Source organism: Streptococcus infantis (assembly GCF_047464415.1).
Taxonomy (GTDB): domain Bacteria; phylum Bacillota; class Bacilli; order Lactobacillales; family Streptococcaceae; genus Streptococcus; species Streptococcus infantis_AE.
In genome coordinates this window covers 72,181-91,543 of the sequence record NZ_JASHBX010000008.1, presented here as the reverse complement: position 1 = coordinate 91,543, position 19,363 = coordinate 72,181, and the positions used below count along the sequence as shown (strand labels likewise).

At 38.6% G+C, this 19,363-nt stretch carries 18 protein-coding genes and 1 pseudogene; 14 read left to right on the top strand and 5 right to left on the bottom strand.

The genetic code is table 11. The annotated features are described in order from the left end of the window. Positions 1 to 66: 66 nt before the first annotated feature. The gene (locus tag QM460_RS06195) at positions 67 to 1,071 is read left to right on the top strand and encodes an NADP-dependent oxidoreductase (RefSeq protein WP_414289551.1); all 1,005 of its coding nucleotides are present in this window, start codon (positions 67 to 69) and stop codon (positions 1,069 to 1,071) included. A gap of 15 nt (positions 1,072 to 1,086) precedes the next feature. Continuing rightward, positions 1,087 to 1,731 carry a TetR/AcrR family transcriptional regulator gene (locus QM460_RS06190; RefSeq protein ID WP_049508853.1) on the top strand — a complete coding sequence of 215 codons (645 nt, stop codon included), beginning with the start codon at positions 1,087 to 1,089 and terminating at the stop codon, positions 1,729 to 1,731. A gap of 100 nt (positions 1,732 to 1,831) precedes the next feature. Here the strand turns inward: QM460_RS06190 and gdhA are convergent, their stop codons facing one another. Beyond that, positions 1,832 to 3,178: an NADP-specific glutamate dehydrogenase gene (gene gdhA / locus QM460_RS06185; RefSeq protein ID WP_375554891.1), complete on the bottom strand. Its 1,347-nt coding sequence runs from the start codon at positions 3,176 to 3,178 to the stop codon at positions 1,832 to 1,834. Between the two features lie 229 nt (positions 3,179 to 3,407). Between gdhA and QM460_RS06180 the strand changes: the two genes are divergently transcribed. The 6 genes from QM460_RS06180 (at position 3,408) to QM460_RS06155 (ending at position 8,592) form a co-directional block, all read left to right on the top strand. After that, the gene (locus QM460_RS06180; RefSeq protein WP_414289550.1) at positions 3,408 to 4,343 is read left to right on the top strand and encodes a dihydroorotate oxidase; all 936 of its coding nucleotides are present in this window, start codon (positions 3,408 to 3,410) and stop codon (positions 4,341 to 4,343) included. Between the two features lie 32 nt (positions 4,344 to 4,375). After that, positions 4,376 to 5,413: a DNA polymerase III subunit delta gene (holA, locus tag QM460_RS06175; RefSeq protein ID WP_414289566.1), complete on the top strand. Its 1,038-nt coding sequence runs from the start codon at positions 4,376 to 4,378 to the stop codon at positions 5,411 to 5,413. A 69-nt stretch (positions 5,414 to 5,482) separates the two neighbouring features. Beyond that, positions 5,483 to 6,088, top strand: a complete 606-nt coding sequence (gene sodA, locus QM460_RS06170; RefSeq protein ID WP_126419845.1) for a superoxide dismutase SodA — start codon at positions 5,483 to 5,485, stop codon at positions 6,086 to 6,088. Between the two features lie 257 nt (positions 6,089 to 6,345). Further along, positions 6,346 to 7,254 carry a LysR family transcriptional regulator gene (locus tag QM460_RS06165; RefSeq protein WP_049526940.1) on the top strand — a complete coding sequence of 303 codons (909 nt, stop codon included), beginning with the start codon at positions 6,346 to 6,348 and terminating at the stop codon, positions 7,252 to 7,254. Beyond that, positions 7,251 to 7,712: a signal peptidase II gene (gene lspA / locus QM460_RS06160; RefSeq protein ID WP_414289549.1), complete on the top strand. Its 462-nt coding sequence runs from the start codon at positions 7,251 to 7,253 to the stop codon at positions 7,710 to 7,712. Before QM460_RS06165 ends, lspA begins: the two co-directional genes overlap by 4 nt. Next, entirely contained in the window at positions 7,702 to 8,592 is an 891-nt protein-coding gene (locus tag QM460_RS06155; RefSeq protein WP_371560347.1) for an RluA family pseudouridine synthase, read from the top strand. The genes lspA and QM460_RS06155 overlap by 11 nt, the downstream gene beginning before the upstream one ends. A 24-nt stretch (positions 8,593 to 8,616) precedes the next feature. Here QM460_RS06155 and ffh read toward each other — a convergent pair whose 3' ends face one another. The 3 genes from ffh to QM460_RS06140 are packed head-to-tail and all read right to left on the bottom strand — an operon-like array spanning position 8,617 to position 10,750. Beyond that, the gene (gene ffh / locus QM460_RS06150; RefSeq protein WP_045763336.1) at positions 8,617 to 10,182 is read right to left on the bottom strand and encodes a signal recognition particle protein; all 1,566 of its coding nucleotides are present in this window, start codon (positions 10,180 to 10,182) and stop codon (positions 8,617 to 8,619) included. Between the two features lie 17 nt (positions 10,183 to 10,199). Continuing rightward, positions 10,200 to 10,415, bottom strand: coding sequence for a 2-oxoglutarate:acceptor oxidoreductase (locus QM460_RS06145; RefSeq protein WP_414289548.1), 216 nt, complete (start codon positions 10,413 to 10,415; stop codon positions 10,200 to 10,202). A 2-nt stretch (positions 10,416 to 10,417) separates the two neighbouring features. Further along, positions 10,418 to 10,750, bottom strand: a complete 333-nt coding sequence (locus tag QM460_RS06140; protein WP_000402065.1) for a putative DNA-binding protein — start codon at positions 10,748 to 10,750, stop codon at positions 10,418 to 10,420. Between the two features lie 153 nt (positions 10,751 to 10,903). Here QM460_RS06140 and rnc point away from each other — a divergent pair, with 153 nt between their 5' ends. The 4 genes from rnc to QM460_RS06120 all read left to right on the top strand — a co-directional run bounded on the left by rnc (position 10,904) and on the right by QM460_RS06120 (position 16,629). Then, complete coding sequence (gene rnc, locus QM460_RS06135) at positions 10,904 to 11,602, top strand: ribonuclease III (RefSeq protein ID WP_373094750.1); 699 nt, start codon at positions 10,904 to 10,906, stop codon at positions 11,600 to 11,602. Continuing rightward, the gene (smc, locus tag QM460_RS06130) at positions 11,593 to 15,132 is read left to right on the top strand and encodes a chromosome segregation protein SMC (RefSeq protein ID WP_414289547.1); all 3,540 of its coding nucleotides are present in this window, start codon (positions 11,593 to 11,595) and stop codon (positions 15,130 to 15,132) included. Before rnc ends, smc begins: the two co-directional genes overlap by 10 nt. An 86-nt stretch (positions 15,133 to 15,218) precedes the next feature. Further along, positions 15,219 to 15,878 carry a trimeric intracellular cation channel family protein gene (locus QM460_RS06125; RefSeq protein ID WP_000344917.1) on the top strand — a complete coding sequence of 220 codons (660 nt, stop codon included), beginning with the start codon at positions 15,219 to 15,221 and terminating at the stop codon, positions 15,876 to 15,878. A gap of 172 nt (positions 15,879 to 16,050) precedes the next feature. After that, positions 16,051 to 16,629, top strand: coding sequence for an HD domain-containing protein (locus QM460_RS06120; protein ID WP_414289546.1), 579 nt, complete (start codon positions 16,051 to 16,053; stop codon positions 16,627 to 16,629). A gap of 322 nt (positions 16,630 to 16,951) precedes the next feature. On the opposite strand, the pseudogene QM460_RS06115 reads toward QM460_RS06120, so the two are convergent. After that, positions 16,952 to 17,419, bottom strand: a pseudogene (locus tag QM460_RS06115) (8-oxo-dGTP diphosphatase). 331 nt (positions 17,420 to 17,750) lie between these two features. Between QM460_RS06115 and QM460_RS06110 the strand changes: the two are divergent. Further along, complete coding sequence (locus tag QM460_RS06110; protein WP_045763331.1) at positions 17,751 to 18,542, top strand: Cof-type HAD-IIB family hydrolase; 792 nt, start codon at positions 17,751 to 17,753, stop codon at positions 18,540 to 18,542. After that, positions 18,542 to 19,360 carry a Cof-type HAD-IIB family hydrolase gene (locus tag QM460_RS06105; protein ID WP_414289545.1) on the top strand — a complete coding sequence of 273 codons (819 nt, stop codon included), beginning with the start codon at positions 18,542 to 18,544 and terminating at the stop codon, positions 19,358 to 19,360. Before QM460_RS06110 ends, QM460_RS06105 begins: the two co-directional genes overlap by 1 nt. The last annotated feature ends 3 nt before the right edge of the window (positions 19,361 to 19,363 follow it).

Genomic DNA, 19,363 nt, shown 5'->3' with positions numbered 1-19,363 from the left:
AGCGTATAATATATAAAAATTAATCGAGTACTCACTCAATTCGTTAGGGATCAGGAGAATTAGATAATGGTTATTAAAGCAATACAGTATAATCGTTTTGGTGATGAGAAAGTTCTAGATTTAGTAAATATTACATCTGAACCATTAAAAATGAATCAAGTTAGGGTAGCAGTATTTGCTGTTGGTTTAAATCCTATTGATTATAAAACTTTCGAGGGGGCAAAGCCACTTCGTTTTTTGACTTTCTTAACAAAATTAAAACAACCAAGTCGTTGGTTTGAATCAAAATCATCTTTATTTCCAAGAGGTGTCGCTAGGGATTTTGCTGGTGTTATAACAGAGATTGGTGAAGGAGTGAGCCGTTTTTCAGTAGGTGACAAGGTTTTTGGAACAATAATAAGTGATCCTGGACTTGGTACTAAGAGGGGTGCGTTAGCAACAGAAATTTGTGTTTACGAATCAGAAATTGCATTGAAACCAGACAATATTGATATGTATTATGCTGCTACTATGGGGGTGGCCTCTTTAACAGTCGGTGGTGCTTTTAGAAGAATTCATTTAAATTCAAAAGATGTTGTAGTTGTTTCAGCAGCTTCAGGTGGCATTGGTAGCATTGCAGTACAGTATGCGGTTGCTAAGGGCGCAACTGTTATTGGTATTGCGAGCAAGAATAATGCAAAATATTTAGAGTCTTTAGGAGCTATACCAGTAACTTATGAAGAGGATGTCCAAAAGTCTCTTTTATCAGTAGCTCCAAAACCTATTACAAAATTCTTGGATTGCTATGGTGGTGATTACGTTAAATTAGCTTTCCATCTTGGATTGAACGGAACTGATATTGGAACTTTAGTACCTTCACCATTTGTTATGATAAAAGGGGCTCAGTTCACTGGGCCAAGACATTCTACATATGATGATTTAAGAATTCTAGAGGAGATGGTTTCAGATGGAAAAGTTCAGCTAAATATTGAGAAAGAGTATAGTTTTTCTCTGGAGTCTGTTAGAGAGGCATATCGTAGTCTGAAATTGGGACATACTCGTGGTAAAAGAATTATTAAAATAAGAGAGTAGATAGAGGGGGGAGCAATGGAAAGTATAGAATATAAATTTGCTGAGACATTAAAAAGCAGTGAATTAAGTTTAAAACAACGTCAAGTATTAATGTCAAGTTTAAAATTATTTTCAGATATTGGATTTGAAAACACAACATCTAATCTTATTGCTGAACATGCTGGCGTCTCAGAAGGAACCGTTTTTAGTTATTTTAAAACCAAGGAAGGTATACTAGATGCTATTTTATCTAGATTTCTAGAACAAGTTATTCCAGAGGTAATTGCTGATTTTTCAGATAAGAGATTTACAATAGAGCAAAAATCTTTTTCACTTTTTCTAAGAAGCATCGTTCGGGATAGGTTAATTTTTATTCATAACAATAAAATGCAAGTTAAAATTCTTTTGAGTCGTTCACTTATTGATAAAACTATTTCTGAAGAGTTAGGGAATATCATTGTACACTCTATCATTAATCCGATTAGTCCTGTTTTGAATCAATTTAAAGAAAATGGTGTTATCCGAGATTGGTCAAATGAAAGGATCGTTCGCTATATTTTAGCTTTAAGTCTTTCTTATATTGTTCCTATGATTATAAATGACAAAGAAGATATAAACATTGATAAAGTAACAAATGAAATTGTCGAATGTCTTTCTTTTTCCTTAGTTATCGTAAAATAACTATTAATTTTAAGTTCACTAAAAAATTAAGAGAGCTCTTTTTAAAACCAAAATAAAAATCCCCAATCGAAGTGATTGAGGATTTTTGTGTTGATTTATCTTAAACAATCCCTTGAGCGATCATAGCGTTTGCTACGTTTTCAAAGGCTGCAATATTTGCACCTGCAAGGTAGTCAGTTCCAAGACCGTAAGTTTCTGCTGTTGTTTTAGCAGTGTTGAAGATGTTAGTCATGATATCTTTGAGACGACCGTCCACTTCTTCACGTGTCCATGAAAGGCGAAGGCTGTTTTGGCTCATTTCAAGAGCTGATACAGCTACACCACCAGCATTGGCAGCTTTTGCAGGTCCGTAAAGGATTCCATTTTCCTTGTAGACTTTGATAGCTTCAAGGTCGCTAGGCATGTTAGCTCCTTCAGATACACAGATAATTCCTTGAGCAACCAAGCGTTTAGCAGCTTCACCATTGATCTCATTTTGAGTAGCACATGGAAGAGCGATATCGTAGTTTCCAGTGTAAGTCCATACAGAACCTTCATAGTAAGTAGCAGTTGGTTTTTCAGCAGCGTACTCAGTCAAACGAGCACGGCGTTTTTCTTTAACGTCTGTAAGAAGGTCAAAGTCGATACCATTTTCATCGATGACATAACCATTTGAGTCAGATACAGAGATAACAGTTGCACCAAGTTCAGTTGCTTTTTGAAGAGCGTATTGAGCTACGTTACCAGAACCTGAAATCACAACTTTCTTACCAGCAAAGCTGTTGCCGTTAGCTTTAAGCATTTCTTCAGTGTAGTAAACCAAACCGTAACCAGTTGCTTCTGGACGAATCAAGCTACCACCAAATCCAAGAGGTTTACCAGTCAAGACACCAGCATCAAACTGGTTAAGGCGTTTGTATTGACCGTAAAGGTAACCAATCTCACGTCCACCAACACCGATATCACCAGCAGGTACGTCAAGAGATGGTCCGATGTATTTTTGCAATTCAGTCATGAAGCTTTGGCAGAAGCGCATCACTTCAGCATCAGTTTTGCCTTTAGGATCGAAGTCTGATCCACCTTTACCACCACCGATTGGAAGTCCAGTCAAAACGTTTTTAAAGATTTGTTCGAAACCGAGGAATTTCAAGATCCCTTGGTTAACAGTTGGGTGGAAACGAAGTCCGCCTTTATAAGGTCCAACAGCTGAGTTGAATTGAACACGGTAACCACGGTTAACTTGAACTTTTCCATCACGATCAACCCAAGGAACACGGAAAGAAATTACGCGTTCTGGCTCAGTGATACGTGCCAAGATATTTTCTTCAATATACTCAGGGTGTTTTTCAAAGACAGGCTCCAAAGTGCTGAAGAATTCTTCAACCGCCTGGAGAAATTCAGCCTCATGCCCGTTACGAGCTTTTACAGTTTCAAACACGCTTTGGATATATTCTTTAGCAGATGTCATATCGTTCTCCTTTTTGTTGTCATATTTTATTACATGAGTCATTATAGCAGAAAATTTTTTCAGTGTAAAGAAAAAAACACAAATTTTCTAAAAATTCTTTCAATTTGATACAACTGATTCAAAACTTGCTAAAAAACGAACATTTTCTATGGAAATGGTTTTATTGAAAAGCAAAAGTCAAAGTATGGTATAATATTAAACATAAAAAGGAATCTGGAGGAACAGAATCATGGTATCAACTAAAACACAGATTGCTGGTTTTGAGTTTGACAATTGCTTGATGAATGCGGCAGGAGTTGCTTGTATGACAGTTGAGGAGTTGGAAGGTGTTAAAAACTCAGCAGCAGGAACCTTTGTCACTAAAACAGCAACCTTGGAATTTCGTCAGGGAAATCCTGAACCACGTTATCAAGATGTTCCACTTGGCTCTATCAACTCCATGGGGCTACCAAATAATGGTTTAGATTATTACTTAAACTATCTTTTAGAGTTACAAGAAAAGGAACCAAATCGTACCTTCTTTTTATCATTAGTTGGAATGTCTCCAGAGGAAACTCACACCATTTTGAAAAAGGTTCAAGAGAGTGATTTTCGTGGGTTGACTGAGCTCAATCTCTCATGTCCAAATGTTCCAGGTAAACCTCAGATTGCCTATGACTTTGAAACTACAGATCGTATCTTATCAGAAGTCTTTGAGTATTTTACAAAACCATTAGGAATTAAGCTTCCACCTTATTTTGATATTGTTCATTTTGATCAAGCGGCAGCGATCTTTAACAAATATCCGCTCAAGTTTGTCAACTGTGTTAACTCTATCGGAAATGGTCTTTATATAGAAGATGAGTCTGTTGTAATCCGTCCTAAAAATGGCTTTGGTGGGATTGGTGGAGAATACATCAAACCAACTGCCCTTGCCAATGTCCATGCTTTTTATCAACGCTTGAATTCAGAAATTCAAATCATCGGAACTGGTGGAGTATTAACAGGACGTGATGCTTTTGAACATATCCTATGTGGTGCCAGCATGGTGCAGGTAGGAACTACTCTTCATAAAGAAGGAGTAGGTTCTTTTGAACGTATTACAAAGGAACTCAAAGAAATTATGACGGAAAAAGGTTATGAAAGCCTTGAAGATTTCCGTGGTAAATTGAATTATATTGATTAAATAAAAGAGAAACTAAAAAGAAAGGAGAAATGATGCTAGCAATAGAAGAAAGCCAAAAGCTATCTTTATCAAATTTACCTAGTTTGACCTTGTTTACAGGCGCTGATCAAGGACAGTATGAAGTCATGAAAACTCAGGTACTAAAGCAAATCGGCTACGATTCTGCTGATTTGAACTTTGCTTATTTTGACATGAAAGAAGTAGACTACAAAAGCTTGGAACTAGAGCTGGTCAGTCTTCCTTTCTTTGCGGATGAAAAAATTGTTATTTTAGATCATTTTCTTGATATAACAACAGCTAAAAAACGCTATCTATCTGATGATGAGCTTAAGGCTTTTGAAGAATATTTGGAAAATCCATCTCCGACGAGTAAATTAGTCATTTTTGCGGAAGGGAAGCTAGACAGCAAGAGACGTTTAGTCAAATTACTCAAGAGGGATGCCAAGATTTTTGAAGCTCTTGAACCAAAAGAGCAAGAGATGCGTGCTTATTTTCAAAAGTGGGCTCAGGAACAAGGACTTACCTTTGATGGAAAATCCTTTGAACAGTTACTTATCAAATCAGGTTTTCAATTCAGTGAAATTCAGAAAAACCTACTCTTCTTACAGTCTTATAAGGATGATGACCGAATTACCGAAGAAGACATTGTTGAGGCCATACCAAAGACTTTGCAGGATAATATCTTTGATTTAACTCAGTTAATATTGACTAAGAAGATTGATCAGGCACGTGATTTAGTAAAAGATTTGACTTTGCAGGGAGAAGATGAGATTAAACTGATTGCCATTATGTTGGGGCAGTTCAGACTCTATACACAAGTGAAAATTTTGCAAGAGTCAGGTCAGACAGAGTCCCAGATGGTCAGCAGTTTAGGTCACTATCTTGGTCGCAATCCGAATCCCTACCAAATCAAATTTGCCCTTCGTGATTCTCGAAGACTATCCCTTGATTTTCTCCAGAATTCTATTCGTCATCTCATCCAAGCTGATTACCAAATTAAGACAGGAGTTTATGAGAAAGGTTACCTGTTTGAGAAGGCTCTATTGCAGATTGCCATCCAGTCAAATTGAGCAAATAACTTGAAAAAATAGGATGATTGCGTTATCATCTTTATATAGAAAGAAAAAGAGGTATTACAGATGGCTATTATCTTACCAGATCTTCCATACGCTTACGATGCATTGGAACCATACATCGATGCTGAAACAATGCACTTGCACCATGACAAACATCACCAAACTTACGTTAACAATGCAAATGCAGCTCTTGAAAAACACCCTGAAATCGGTGAAGACCTTGAAGCTTTGCTTGCTGACGTAGAATCTATTCCAGCTGATATCCGTCAAGCGCTTATCAACAATGGTGGTGGACACTTGAACCACGCTCTTTTCTGGGAATTGATGACTCCTGAAAAAACAGCTCCATCTGCAGAACTTGCAGCAGCAATCGATGAAACTTTCGGTTCATTCGAAGAATTCCAAGCAGCATTCACTGCAGCAGCAACTACTCGTTTCGGTTCTGGATGGGCATGGTTGGTTGTTAACCAAGAAGGTAAACTTGAAGTAACTTCAACTGCAAACCAAGACACACCAATCTCAGAAGGTAAAAAACCAATCTTGGGCTTGGATGTTTGGGAACATGCTTACTACGTGAAATACCGTAACGTTCGTCCTGACTACATCAAAGCTTTCTTCTCAGTTATCAACTGGAATAAAGTAGACGAACTCTACGCAGCAGCTAAATAATCTTAATAACGACACCTTTGGGTTAGAATTTCATCTAACTTGAAAGGTGTTTTTTGTTTGCTTTTCTTAGAAGTAATACTCAATGAAAATCAAAGAGCAAACTAGGAAACTAGCCGCAGGCTGTACTTGAGTACGGCAAGGCGACGTTGACGCGGTTTGAATTTGATTTTCGAAGAGTATAACTGTCTTATGATTTTCCTTTGTTAGATAGGCTTGATTTATGGTATAATGATAAGATAGAAATCGAAGGAGAAATCATGAATATTCAACAATTACGCTACGTTGTAGCTATTGCTAATAGTGGTACTTTTCGTGAAGCGGCTGAGAAAATGTACGTTAGCCAGCCGAGTCTATCTATTTCTGTAAGAGACTTGGAAAAAGAGCTTGGCTTTAAGATTTTCCGCAGAACCAGTTCAGGAACTTTTCTTACACGTCGTGGGATGGAATTTTATGAAAAGGCACAAGAGTTGGTTAAAGGATTTGATGTTTTCCAAAATCAGTATGCCAATCCTGAAGAGGAGAAGGATGAGTTTTCAATAGCCAGCCAGCACTATGATTTCTTGCCACCAACCATTACAGCTTTTTCGCAACAATATCCTGACTATAAGAATTTCCGTATTTTTGAATCAACAACTGTTCAGATTTTGGATGAAGTAGCCCAAGGACATAGTGAGATTGGGATTATTTATCTCAACAATCAAAACCAAAAGGGAATTATGCAACGGGTTGAAAAGTTAGGACTTGAAGTGATTGAGTTGATTCCTTTCCAAACCCATATCTATCTGCGTGAAGGGCATCCTTTAGCCAAGAAAAAAGAGTTGGTTATGGAGGATTTGGCTGATTTACCAACAGTTCGATTCACACAGGAAAAGGATGAGTATCTTTATTACTCAGAGAACTTTGTAGATACAAGTGCTAGCTCTCAAATGTTTAACGTAACTGACCGCGCTACCTTAAATGGGATTCTTGAAAGAACAAATGCTTATGCGACTGGTTCTGGATTCTTAGATAGCGACAGTGTGAACGGGATCACCGTTATTCCGCTAAATGATAATCTCAATAATCGCATGGTTTATGTGAAACGTGAGGAAGTAGACTTGAGCCAAGCAGGGACTTTATTTGTAGAGGTTATGCAAGAGTATTTTGATCAGAAGAGGAAAGCATGAAAAAAAGAGGAATAATTGCAGGGATTATAGCAGCCTTGATTGTCTTAGATCAATTTGTAAAGGCGTACGTCGTTCAAAATATTGCTCTTGGTGAAATCAAGTCATGGATCCCAAATCTAGTTAGTTTAACCTATCTGCAAAATAGGGGTGCAGCCTTTTCTATGCTTCAAGATCAACAGTGGTTTTTTGCAGTGATTACCTTAGTGGTCATGGTAGGAGCTATCTGGTATTTGCATAAGCATATAGAGGATTCTTTCTGGACTGTCTTTGGACTGGTTTTGATTATTGCAGGTGGTCTAGGAAACTTTATCGATCGTATCAGTCAAGGATTTGTCGTGGATATGTTTCACTTAGACTTTGTTAATTTTGCCATATTCAATGTAGCTGATAGTTATCTGACAGTAGGAGTAGTTGTGTTATTGCTTGCAATGCTAAAAGAGGAAATGAATGGAAATTAAAATTGAAACAGGTGGACTACGCTTAGATAAGGCTTTGTCAGATTTGACAGAATTGTCGCGAAGTCTCGCCAATGAACAAATCAAATCAGGTCAAGTCTTGGTTAATGGTCAGGTCAAAAAAGCCAAGTATACGGTTCAAGAGGGCGATGTCGTTACTTATCAGGTGCCAGAACCAGAAGTTTTGGAGTATGTAGCTGAAGATATTCCTCTAGAAATCATTTATCAAGATGAGGATGTAGCAGTAGTCAATAAACCTCAAGGGATGGTTGTTCATCCAAGTGCTGGACATACCAGTGGTACCTTGGTTAACGCCCTTATGTACCACATCAAGGACCTATCAGGCATCAATGGTGTCTTGCGTCCAGGGATTGTCCATCGTATTGATAAAGATACATCTGGACTCTTGATGATTGCTAAAAACGATGATGCCCATTTAGCACTGGCTCAAGAATTGAAGGATAAGAAGTCTCTTCGCAAATATTGGGCTATTGTTCATGGAAATCTTCCAAATGACCGTGGTGTGATTGAAGCACCAATCGGACGTAGCGAAAAAGATCGTAAGAAACAAGCTGTGACTGCAAAAGGGAAACCAGCAGTGACACGTTTCCAAGTCTTGGAACGCTTTGGTGATTATACTTTGCTGGAATTGCAATTGGAAACAGGACGAACTCACCAAATCCGTGTACATATGGCTTATATCGGTCATCCAGTCGCTGGCGATGAGGTCTATGGCCCTCGTAAAACCTTGAAAGGACATGGGCAATTTCTCCATGCCAAGACACTTGGATTTACCCATCCAAGAACAGGGGAAACTATGGAATTTACTTCAGAAATCCCAGATATCTTTAAAGAGACTTTGGAAAAACTTCGAAATAACTAAAAAAAGGACTCAAGCGAGTCCCTTTTATTTGCGTTTTTTCTTGGCTTTTTTCATTTTATTAGCCATGCGTTTCATGGATTGTTTCATGGCAAATTCACCGATTTTACCCTTGAGACCTCCACCGAACATTTGGCTCATATCAGGCATTCCTGCTCCTCCAAGAGCTGACAAGTCAGGCATACCACCTTGTCCCATCATACCTTCAAGGGCTGACATATCCATACCACCAGGCATATTTTTAGGAAGGTTGTTAGGGTTGATGCCCATCTGTTTCATCATCTTGTTCATGTCACCAGACATGACACCTTGCATGAGTTGTTTAGCTTGGTTGAAGTCCTTGATGAACTTGTTGACTTCGATAAAGGTATTACCAGAACCAGCAGCGATACGACGACGGCGACTTGGAGTAAGCAAGTCTGGGTTTTCACGTTCTTCAGGAGTCATAGAAGAGACGATGGCACGTTTGCGAGCAATTTGTTTTTCATCCACCTTCATATTTTGAAGGGCAGGATTGTTGGCCATACCTGGAATCATCTTGAGCAAATCTTCCATTGGTCCCATATTTTGCACCTGATCCAACTGATCGATGAAATCGTTGAAATCAAAGGTGTTTTCTCGCATCTTTTCAGCCATTTCAATGGCTTTTTGCTCATCGTATTCTTGGGAAGCTTTCTCAATCAGAGTCAGCATATCCCCCATACCGAGAATACGGCTAGCCATACGATCAGGGTGGAAGGTTTCAATGTCGGTAATCTTTTCACCAGTACCAGTGAACTTGATTGGTTTTCCAGTGATGTGACGAACAGAAAGGGCAGCACCACCACGAGTATCACCGTCAATCTTTGTAAGGATGACACCAGTGACTTCCAACTGAGCGTTAAATTCACGAGCAACGTTGGCAGCTTCCTGACCAATCATGGCATCGATGACCAAGAGAATCTCATTTGGTTGAGCGAGGGCTTTAACGTCACGAAGCTCATTCATGAGAAGTTCGTCAATTTGCAAACGACCGGCCGTATCAATCAAGACATAGTCGTTATGGTTGGCTTTGGCTTGCTCCAGACCTTGGCGAACAATCTCAACTGCAGGAACTTCTGTACCAAGAGCAAAGACGGGAACATCAATTTGTTGTCCCAGTGTTTTCAACTGGTCAATAGCAGCAGGACGATAGATATCGGCTGCAATCATTAAAGGACGAGCATCCTCTTCCTTTTTGAGTTTATTAGCAAGTTTACCTGCAAAAGTTGTTTTACCAGCCCCCTGCAAACCAACCATCATGATAATGGTTGGGATTTTTGGTGACTTGATAATCTCAGCTGTGTCTGAACCAAGAATTTCTGTTAATTCTTCATTAACAATCTTGATGATTTGTTGGGCTGGATTGAGGGTATCAATGACTTCATGCCCGATCGCACGTTCACGAACCTTCTTGATAAAATCCTTGACAACTGGTAGAGCAACGTCGGCTTCTAAAAGAGCTAGACGGATTTCTTTGGTTGCTTCTTGGATATCGCTCTCTGTAATTTTTCCTTTTTTACGTAGGTTTTTAAAGACGTTCTGCAAACGTTCTGTTAAATTTTCAAATGCCATGTTTTTCTCCTATTTTTTCAATTCAGTGGAATTCGTCCGAAATGTTGCAAACATTCTAGTTCTTCAGGTGTGACTTCTTTCATGATTTCATTTGGATATCCCCAACAGCTAAAACCTATTTGCATAGCTTTGGAGATATCATCGGGCGAGATAATCTGTAGTCGTCTAGGAAATGGTTCCTCTGCAGCTAATAATTTACAGGGTATTCCTTTATAGACGACAAGATTTTCCATGATTACTCCCTATTATCAATACTGGTCAAAATCTCAATTTGCTCTTGCAGAAAAGTATCCTCTGGATAACGCTCCAAAATCTGATCAAAAATCTGACTGCGAACAATGTAGTCAGAGTACATATGGAGTTTCATCTCATAGTCTTCCAGAATCTTTTCAGTTCGTTTGATATTGTCATAAACAGCCTGACGACTAACACCAAATTCTTCAGCAATTTCAGCCAAACTATAGTCGTCTGCATAGTAGAGTTCGATATAGTTCATCTGCTTATCAGTCAAAAGGGCTGCATAAAATTCAAACAGAGCATTCATTCGATTGGTTTTTTCAATTTCCATAAGATTTATTATACCAAAAAAAAGCCCAATCCGCTAGCTGGGGGCTGATTTTAGCTAGAAGTTAGAAAATAAGCTTTTCACTGTTCTTTTCTGACTATGAAGGCTTTTTTTGATATAATGGATAGGATTATAATGATTTAGAAAGAGGTAATCATGAAAGAATTAGAATCAGTGTTACAAGACCGTTTTGATCTTGTTTTTACAGATAAAAGCTTACTTGAAACAGCTTTTACCCATACCAGTTATGCCAATGAGCACCGCCTCTTAAAAATTTCACACAATGAACGCTTGGAATTTTTAGGAGACGCTGTTCTGCAATTATTGATTTCAGAATATTTGTTTAAAAAATACCCTAAAAAACCAGAAGGGGACTTGTCAAAACTCCGAGCTATGATTGTCCGTGAGGAGAGTTTGGCTGGTTTTGCCCGTGATTGTCAGTTTGACCAGTTTATCAAGCTTGGTAAGGGTGAGGAAAAATCGGGAGGCCGTAACCGAGATACGATCTTGGGGGATGCCTTCGAAGCCTTTTTGGGTGCCCTGCTTTTAGATAAGGATATAAAAACTGTTAAAACCTTTATCTACCAAGTCATGATTCCAAAGGTTGAAGCTGGCGATTTTGAGATGATCAAGGATTATAAGACTCACCTGCAAGAATTGCTCCAAGTTAATGGAGATGTTGATATTCGTTATCAGGTGATTTCAGAGATTGGGCCAGCCCATGATAAGATGTTTGAGGTTGAAGTCCTTGTTGAGGGGCAAAGTCTAGGTTCAGGTAAAGGACGCTCTAAAAAATTGGCCGAGCAGGAAGCCGCTAAAAATGCAGTTGAGAAAGGGCTGGATTCATGTATTTAAAGGAAATTGAGATCCAAGGGTTTAAGTCCTTTGCTGACAAGACCAAGGTTGTTTTTGACCAAGGGGTGACGGCAGTTGTAGGACCAAATGGCTCTGGGAAATCAAATATCACTGAAAGCCTCCGTTGGGCACTTGGTGAATCTAGTGTCAAGAGTCTGCGTGGTGGGAAGATGCCTGATGTCATCTTTGCAGGAACAGAAAGTCGGAAGCCTCTAAACTACGCTTCTGTTATTGTTACTTTGGATAACCAAGATGGCTTTATCAAGGATGCAGGCCAGGAAATCAAAGTTGAACGTCATATCTATCGGAGTGGAGATAGTGAGTACAAGATTGACGGGAAAAAAGTTCGTCTCCGTGATATCCATGACCTCTTCTTAGATACTGGACTCGGACGTGATTCTTTCTCCATCATTTCCCAAGGGAAAGTCGAAGAGATTTTTAACTCTAAGCCTGAGGAACGTCGCGCTATTTTTGAAGAAGCTGCCGGAGTTTTGAAGTATAAAACCCGTCGAAAAGAGACAGAAAGCAAGCTTCAACAAACTCAGGACAATCTAGACCGTTTAGAAGACATCATCTATGAGCTGGACAATCAAATCAAGCCTTTGGAGAAGCAAGCAGCTACAGCTCGTAAATTTATGGAGTTGGACGGTCAGCGTAAAGCGATCTACTTGGACGTTTTGGTTGCACAAATTCAAGCCAATAAGGCTGAATTGGATGTGACAGAAGGAGAATTAAATCAAGTTCAGGAACTTCTAACTAGCTATTACCAAAAGCGACAAGAGCTAGAAGAAGAAAATCAAGCTCTCAAAAAGAAACGTCATGATTTGCAGGCTGAGATGGCAAAAGATCAGTCAAGCTTGATGGATTTGACTAGTTTAATCAGTGATTTAGAGCGTAAGTTAGCTTTATCAAAACTAGAAACTGAGCAAGTTGCCCTTAATCAACAAGAAGCTCAGGCTCGTTTGGCTGGTTTAGATGAAAAGAGAAATGCCCTCATTCAAGAGAAGGAAGAAAAAGAAGCAAATCTCAGTCAGTTAGAAGAAAATTTAGAGGTCAATACCAAGGAACTCAATCAGCTAGAAGCTGAGTTATTAGCTTTTTCTGATGATCCAGACCAAATGATTGAGCAATTGCGTGAACGTTTCGTTGCCTTTCTGCAGGAAGAAGCGGATGTGTCCAACCAATTGACACGGATTGAAAACGACCTTGAAAATAGTCGCCAACAAACTCAAAAGCAAGAAGAACAATTAGAATCCTTGAAGGAACAATTGGCTTCTGCCAAGTCCAAGGCTAGTGAGCAAGAAGTTGCTCTTAAATCAGCTAAAGAAGAAGTACAAAGCTTACTTGCTGAATACCAGACCAATGCCAAGCAAGAAGAAGAACAAAAGCAGGCTTATCAAAGTCAGCAAAATCAACTCTTTGACCGTTTAGATAGTTTGAAAAACAAGCAGGCCAAGGCACAAAGTTTGGAAAACATTCTTAAAAACCATAGCAATTTTTATGCAGGTGTTAAGAGTGTCTTACAAGAGAAAAACCGCCTAGGTGGTATTGTTGGAGCTGTTAGTGAACATTTAACCTTTGACGTTCATTATCAAACAGCCCTTGAGATTGCTCTCGGTGCAAGTAGCCAACACATCATAGTTGAAGACGAACAGGCAGCAACCAAGGCCATTGATTTCCTTAAGAGAAACCGATCAGGCCGTGCTACCTTCCTACCCTTGACAACCATTAAGGCTCGTAGCATTTCAGGTCAAAACCAAGATGTGATTGCCTCAAGTCCAGGTTTTCTTGGCATGGCAGATGAACTGGTTACCTTTGATACCAAGCTTGAAGCCATCTTTAAAAACTTGCTAGCTACTACAGCAATTTTTGATACAGTTGAGCATGCGCGTGATGCTGCTCGTAAGGTGCGCTATCAAGTTCGTATGGTAACCTTAGATGGTACAGAACTACGAACAGGTGGTTCTTATGCTGGTGGGGCCAATCGTCAAAATAACAGTATTTTCATCAAGCCTGAATTGGAGCAATTGCAAAAAGAAATTGCTCAAGAAGAAAAGCTTCTTCGTCAAGAGGAAGAAAATCTGAAGTCAGTTCAAGAAAACTTAGCTACCCTCACTCAGACTTTGGAGACCATTAAGTCCCAAGGAGAGCAAGCTCGTATAGAAGAACAAGGCTTGTACCTAGCTTATCAACAAACTAGCCAGCAAGTCGAAGAACTCGAAACACTCTTAAAACTTCAGGAGCAAGAATTAACTAATCTCAGAGGTGGAGATTGGCAAGCTGAAAAAGAAAAATGCCAAGAACGACTTGCACTCATTGCAACTGAAAAGCAAAAGCTGGAGTCTGAGATTGAAGAAATCAAGTCCAATAAAAATGCTATTCAGGAACGCTATCAAAACTTACAGGAAAAACTTTCTCAAGAGCGTCTGCTCAAAACAGAAATGCTTGGACAGAAGCGATATGAAGTTGCTGATATTGAACGGATCAACAAAGAACTTGAGAACCTCAATATCGAACAAGAAGAAATTGAACGCCTTTTGCAAGAAAAAGTAGACAATCTTGAAAAAGTTGATACTGAACTTTTAGCCAAGCAGGAAGCAGAAGCTAAGAGTCAAAAGGAAGAAATTCAACAAGGACTCATTCGTAAGCAGTTTGAACTAGATGATATTGAAGGTCAATTGGATGATATTGCTAGTCATTTAGAACAAGCTCGTCAGCAAAATGAAGAATGGATTCGAAAGCAAACACGAGCAGAAGCGACTAAAGAGAAGATTACAGACCGCCTTCGCTATCTTCAAGGTCAACTGACTGAAGAATACCAGATTAGTTATACAGAAGCGTTAGAACAAGCCAACCAATTGGAAGACTTGGCTGTCGCTGAACAAAAGGTTAAGGATTTGGTAAAATCCATTCGTTCACTTGGTCCGGTCAATTTGGATGCCATTGAACAGTTTGACGAAGTACACGAACGCTTGGAATTCTTGAATAGTCAGCGCGACGATATTCTTTCTGCTAAGAATTTGCTTCTTGAAACCATTACAGAGATGAATGATGAAGTGAAAGAACGCTTCAAGTCTACGTTTGAAGCTATTCGTGAATCCTTTAAAGTGACCTTCAAGCAGATGTTTGGTGGTGGCCAAGCAGACCTAATTCTGACAGAAGGTGATTTATTGACAGCTGGTGTTGAAATCTCTGTTCAACCACCAGGTAAGAAAATCCAGTCTCTCAATCTTATGAGTGGTGGAGAGAAAGCCTTATCAGCTCTGGCTTTGCTCTTCTCAATCATTCGGGTTAAGACCATTCCATTTGTTATCTTGGATGAAGTAGAAGCTGCACTCGATGAAGCAAACGTTAAACGCTTTGGGGATTATCTCAACCGATTTGACAAGGATAGCCAGTTTATCGTCGTTACCCACCGTAAGGGAACTATGGCGGCCGCAGACTCTATCTATGGGGTGACCATGCAAGAATCTGGTGTCTCTAAGATTGTTTCGGTTAAACTAAAAGACTTAGAGAATATGGATGCTTAGTTAGTGCTCATTACAAATTTTTAATCTAAGCATTTAAATGACCTTCAAGAAGTCGGAAGGGTTACAAAATAATTTGAGGAGCTTATATGGATTTTGATCTATTCCTAATGATCTGTAATTATATTGGAACTATAGCCTTTGCTGCTTCAGGAGCCATCAAAGGATTTGGTAAACGTTTAGATATTTTTGGAATCAGTTTATTGGCAATTGTAACTGCAGTAGGCGGAGGAATCCTAAGAGATTCCATTATTAGTCGCTTTCCAGCTTCTCTAGCAGATCCTAGCCCCATTTATGTCTCTATCCTAGTAGCTGTTATCATGTATGTCTTTGTGACTTCAAAACAGGCCAATGCCAGTCATGATAAAAAGTTCTATAAGTGGTTGAGAGAAGCCTATCTCATCTTTGACTCCATTGGGTTGATTATCTTCTCCTTGATTGGAGCGACAGCCTTGGTGGATAGTAAGCTAAATCTAATGTCTGCAGGGATTTTGGCTTGTCTAACAGGAGCCGGTGGAGGTATTATCCGAGATCTCCTTATAAATGAAGTTCCAAGTGTTCTAAAAGAAGATATCTATGCCCTTCTATCTTTCGTAATTGGAGTTATTTATTACTGGCTAGCATTTGTCCTTCACTTTCCAAGAATTACTGCCTTTATCATTCTCTCTATAGTTGGCTTTGTGATTCGACTTTGTATTATTAAGTTCAAGCTCTCTTTGCCAAATATGGATAAGAGAACTTTGAATTGATGAATGGCTGAAGGTTTGATTCTAAACCCGTAAATAAGTTTAAAATAGTCATTTTATCAGCGTCTAATCTCATGTGGATTAGGCGTTATTTTTTTGCAAATACGGGAAATTAATGATGTAAAGATTAATTTTTGCTATTATATTTGTAATTTCGAATAAGGTAGGAATAGCAATGAGTAATTTGAAACATTCAGTTGATTTTATTAAAGAAATAGAGAAATTAAAGGCAGTCACAAGATTTAATAGAACTCTTGATGGCAGATTTGAAAATAGTGCCGAGCATTCCTGGCAGGGTGCCATAGCTGCGATGGTTCTTCAAGATTATTATCCTGAAAAATTGGATATGGAAAAAGTCACTTCTATGTTATTGATTCATGATTTAGGTGAGATTTATGCCGGTGATACTTGGGTTTTTGATGATGAAAAAAAGCTTCATTCTCATGACAGAGAACTAGCATCTATAGAAAAAACAATGAATATTCTTCCAGAAGAAAAATATTTACAAATGAAAAATTCGTGGTTGGAATTTGAAAAAGGGCAGAGTTCTGAAGCAAGATATGCAAGAGTGATCGACGCCTTGCTACCGCTGATAAATCACTTGGAAGTGTCAGAATTCAATTATAATCCTGATAATATCAGTGCAGACATGGTATTAGAAAAGAAAAAGTTCATAAAAAGTGAATCAGAAGAATTATGGAAACTGACAGAAGAGTTAATTCAGGAAAGTGTGGAGAAGGGCTTATATTTTTAATAACAATTGGCCCAATAGAAGATAGATTTTTAACTGGAGAATGGAAACATATATGATTAAATTAGTAGCAACAGAAATCTGAATAAAGAAATTGATACAATAGAATATATAGAGAAAGCCTTGGAATAAGCAGTTTCCAAGGCTTTTTAGCTATCTATAGATACAAGGGGAGAATTGCTAGAGTAGATGATTTTTATTAGATACCCTTGTTTTGTATAACGTTACACTATATGTTGTTTAAGACAGATTGTGTTGAGTATTGAATTATGCAAAAATTACTAACAGATTAAGACTTTTGCATTTGATTATACTGTAGAGAATATTAGTCAAATAAAATTGTTTTGTTTTCACTAATGCATTTCTTATTATCATCCCAATAGTTAATACTTTCAAAGCTTCCTTTTCTTAAATAAAGCGGTAGCCTTTTTCTTATTTCATCTTGCATTGGTATTTTATCAATATCTTTTAGATTTCACCATTTTGGCTCACCTTCAGCTGATGTGCTTAGTTCACCAGTAAACTGAGTACATAAAAAGTCATAGAAGACAAATCTCTCATTACCAATTGAATTAGTAAAGCCTGAAATTCCTTTTAATTCAAGATTTAATGCAGTGAGTCCAGTCTCTTCCTTAAGTTCCCGTAATGCAGCTTCAAAAAAACTTTCAGGGAATTCAACTTTTCCCCCCGGTGGAATCCAGCCAGGAAAATTATCGTGCTGTCTATTAAGTAATAAAATTTCTTGATTTTTCAAAACGCAAATATTAACCCAGTTTTTGATTTTTTCAGTCATATGATCAACCTCCAACAAGTATTTTTTCATATGCAAGATTATATGTCAAGAACTATATGCTATTTATGATTGTGACAAATGTATCTCAGCCAAAGATTGATGATTTGTACGCAATAGCTGATTAACTCTCAGAATAGACTTTAATAAAGAACTTTGGCAGAAAAGAGTTGAGAGGCTGGATATAAAAGAAAGTAAGAAAATCAGCCTGGCCTTCAAAATGGCATATGGATTGATTTATAGAAGCTAAGGGAGTGTCAATTCGGCACGTCTTTTTTTGCTTCTTCTATGGTATAATAGAAGGTAGATTTATTAATTGGAGTATGAAGAACTTATGATTAAATTAGTAGCAACGGATATGGACGGTACTTTTTTGGATGGTGCCGGTCAATTTGATATGGAGCGTCTGAAAAAGTTGCTCCATTCTTATCAAGAAAAAGGAATCTACTTTGCTGTAGCTTCTGGCCGTGGGCTTTTATCTCTTGAAAAGCATTTTGCGGATGTTAAAGATGAGATTATTTTCATTGCTGAAAATGGGAGTCTCGTTCGTTTCCATGGAGAGGACCTCTATGAAGCAACCATGCCTCGTGATTTTTACCTATCAACATTTGAAAAGCTAAAGACTTCACCATATTTTGATGAGAAGAAGATGCTTTTGACTGGTAAAGAGGCTTGCTATGTCTTAGACACAGTAGATGAAACCTATCTCATGTTTAGTCATCATTATAATGAAAATATCAAAAAAGTAGCCAGTCTTGAAGATATTACCGATGAGATTTTCAAATTCACAACTAACTTCACTGAAGAAACGGTGGACGCTGGAGAATCTTGGGTCAATGAACATGTTCCTGGGGTCAAGGCTATGACGACAGGCTTTGAATCCATTGACATCGTTTTAGACCATGTTGACAAGGGAGTTGCTATTGTCGAATTGGCTAAGAAATTAAATCTGGATATGGATCAAGTGATGGCCTTTGGTGATAATCTAAATGATCTTCACATGATGCAAGTGGTTGGGCACCCAGTCGCACCTGAAAATGCACGTCCAGAGATTTTAGAACTTGCTGAAACAATTATTGGACACCACAAGGACCAATCAGTTATTGCTTATATGGAGGAATTGTAATGGTAGATATTAAATTAATTGCTTTGGACTTAGATGGAACCTTGCTGACAACAGACAAGAAATTGACTGAACGTACCAAGTCGACGTTGAAGGCTGCGCGTGATCAGGGAGTCAAAGTGGTACTGACAACTGGACGTCCCCTCAAGGCCATGGATTTCTTCCTCAAAGAGCTCGGAACAGACGGTCATGATGATGAATATACCATTACCTTTAATGGAGGATTGGTTCAGAAAAATACAGGTGAGATTCTCGATAAAACAGTCTTTTCGATTGATGATGTGACACGTATTTACGAGGAAACTGAAAAGCTAGGTATTCCTTTAGATGCCATTTCAGAAGGAACCGTTTACCAAATCCAATCGGATCAAGAGAGTCTGTATGCTAAATTTAATCCTGCTCTGACTTTTGTTCCAATTGACTTTGAAGATTTGTCTAGTCAAATGACTTATAATAAATGTGTGACAGCCTTTGCCCAAGAACCGCTGGATGCAGCAATTGCTAACATTTCATCAGACTTGTTTAACAATTATGAAATTTTTAAATCTCGCGACATGCTTTTGGAATGGTCACCAAAGAACGTTCATAAGGCTACTGGATTAGCTAAATTGATTGACCACCTAGGAATTGACCGAAGTCAGGTGATGGCTTGTGGAGATGAGGCCAATGACCTTTCTATGATTGAGTGGGCAGGACTCGGCGTTGCCATGCAAAATGCTGTGCCTGAGGTCAAGGAAGTTGCGAATGTCGTGACTCCAATGACCAATGACGAGGAAGCTGTTGCCTGGGCCATTGAAAAATATGTACTGAAGGAGAACTAAAGT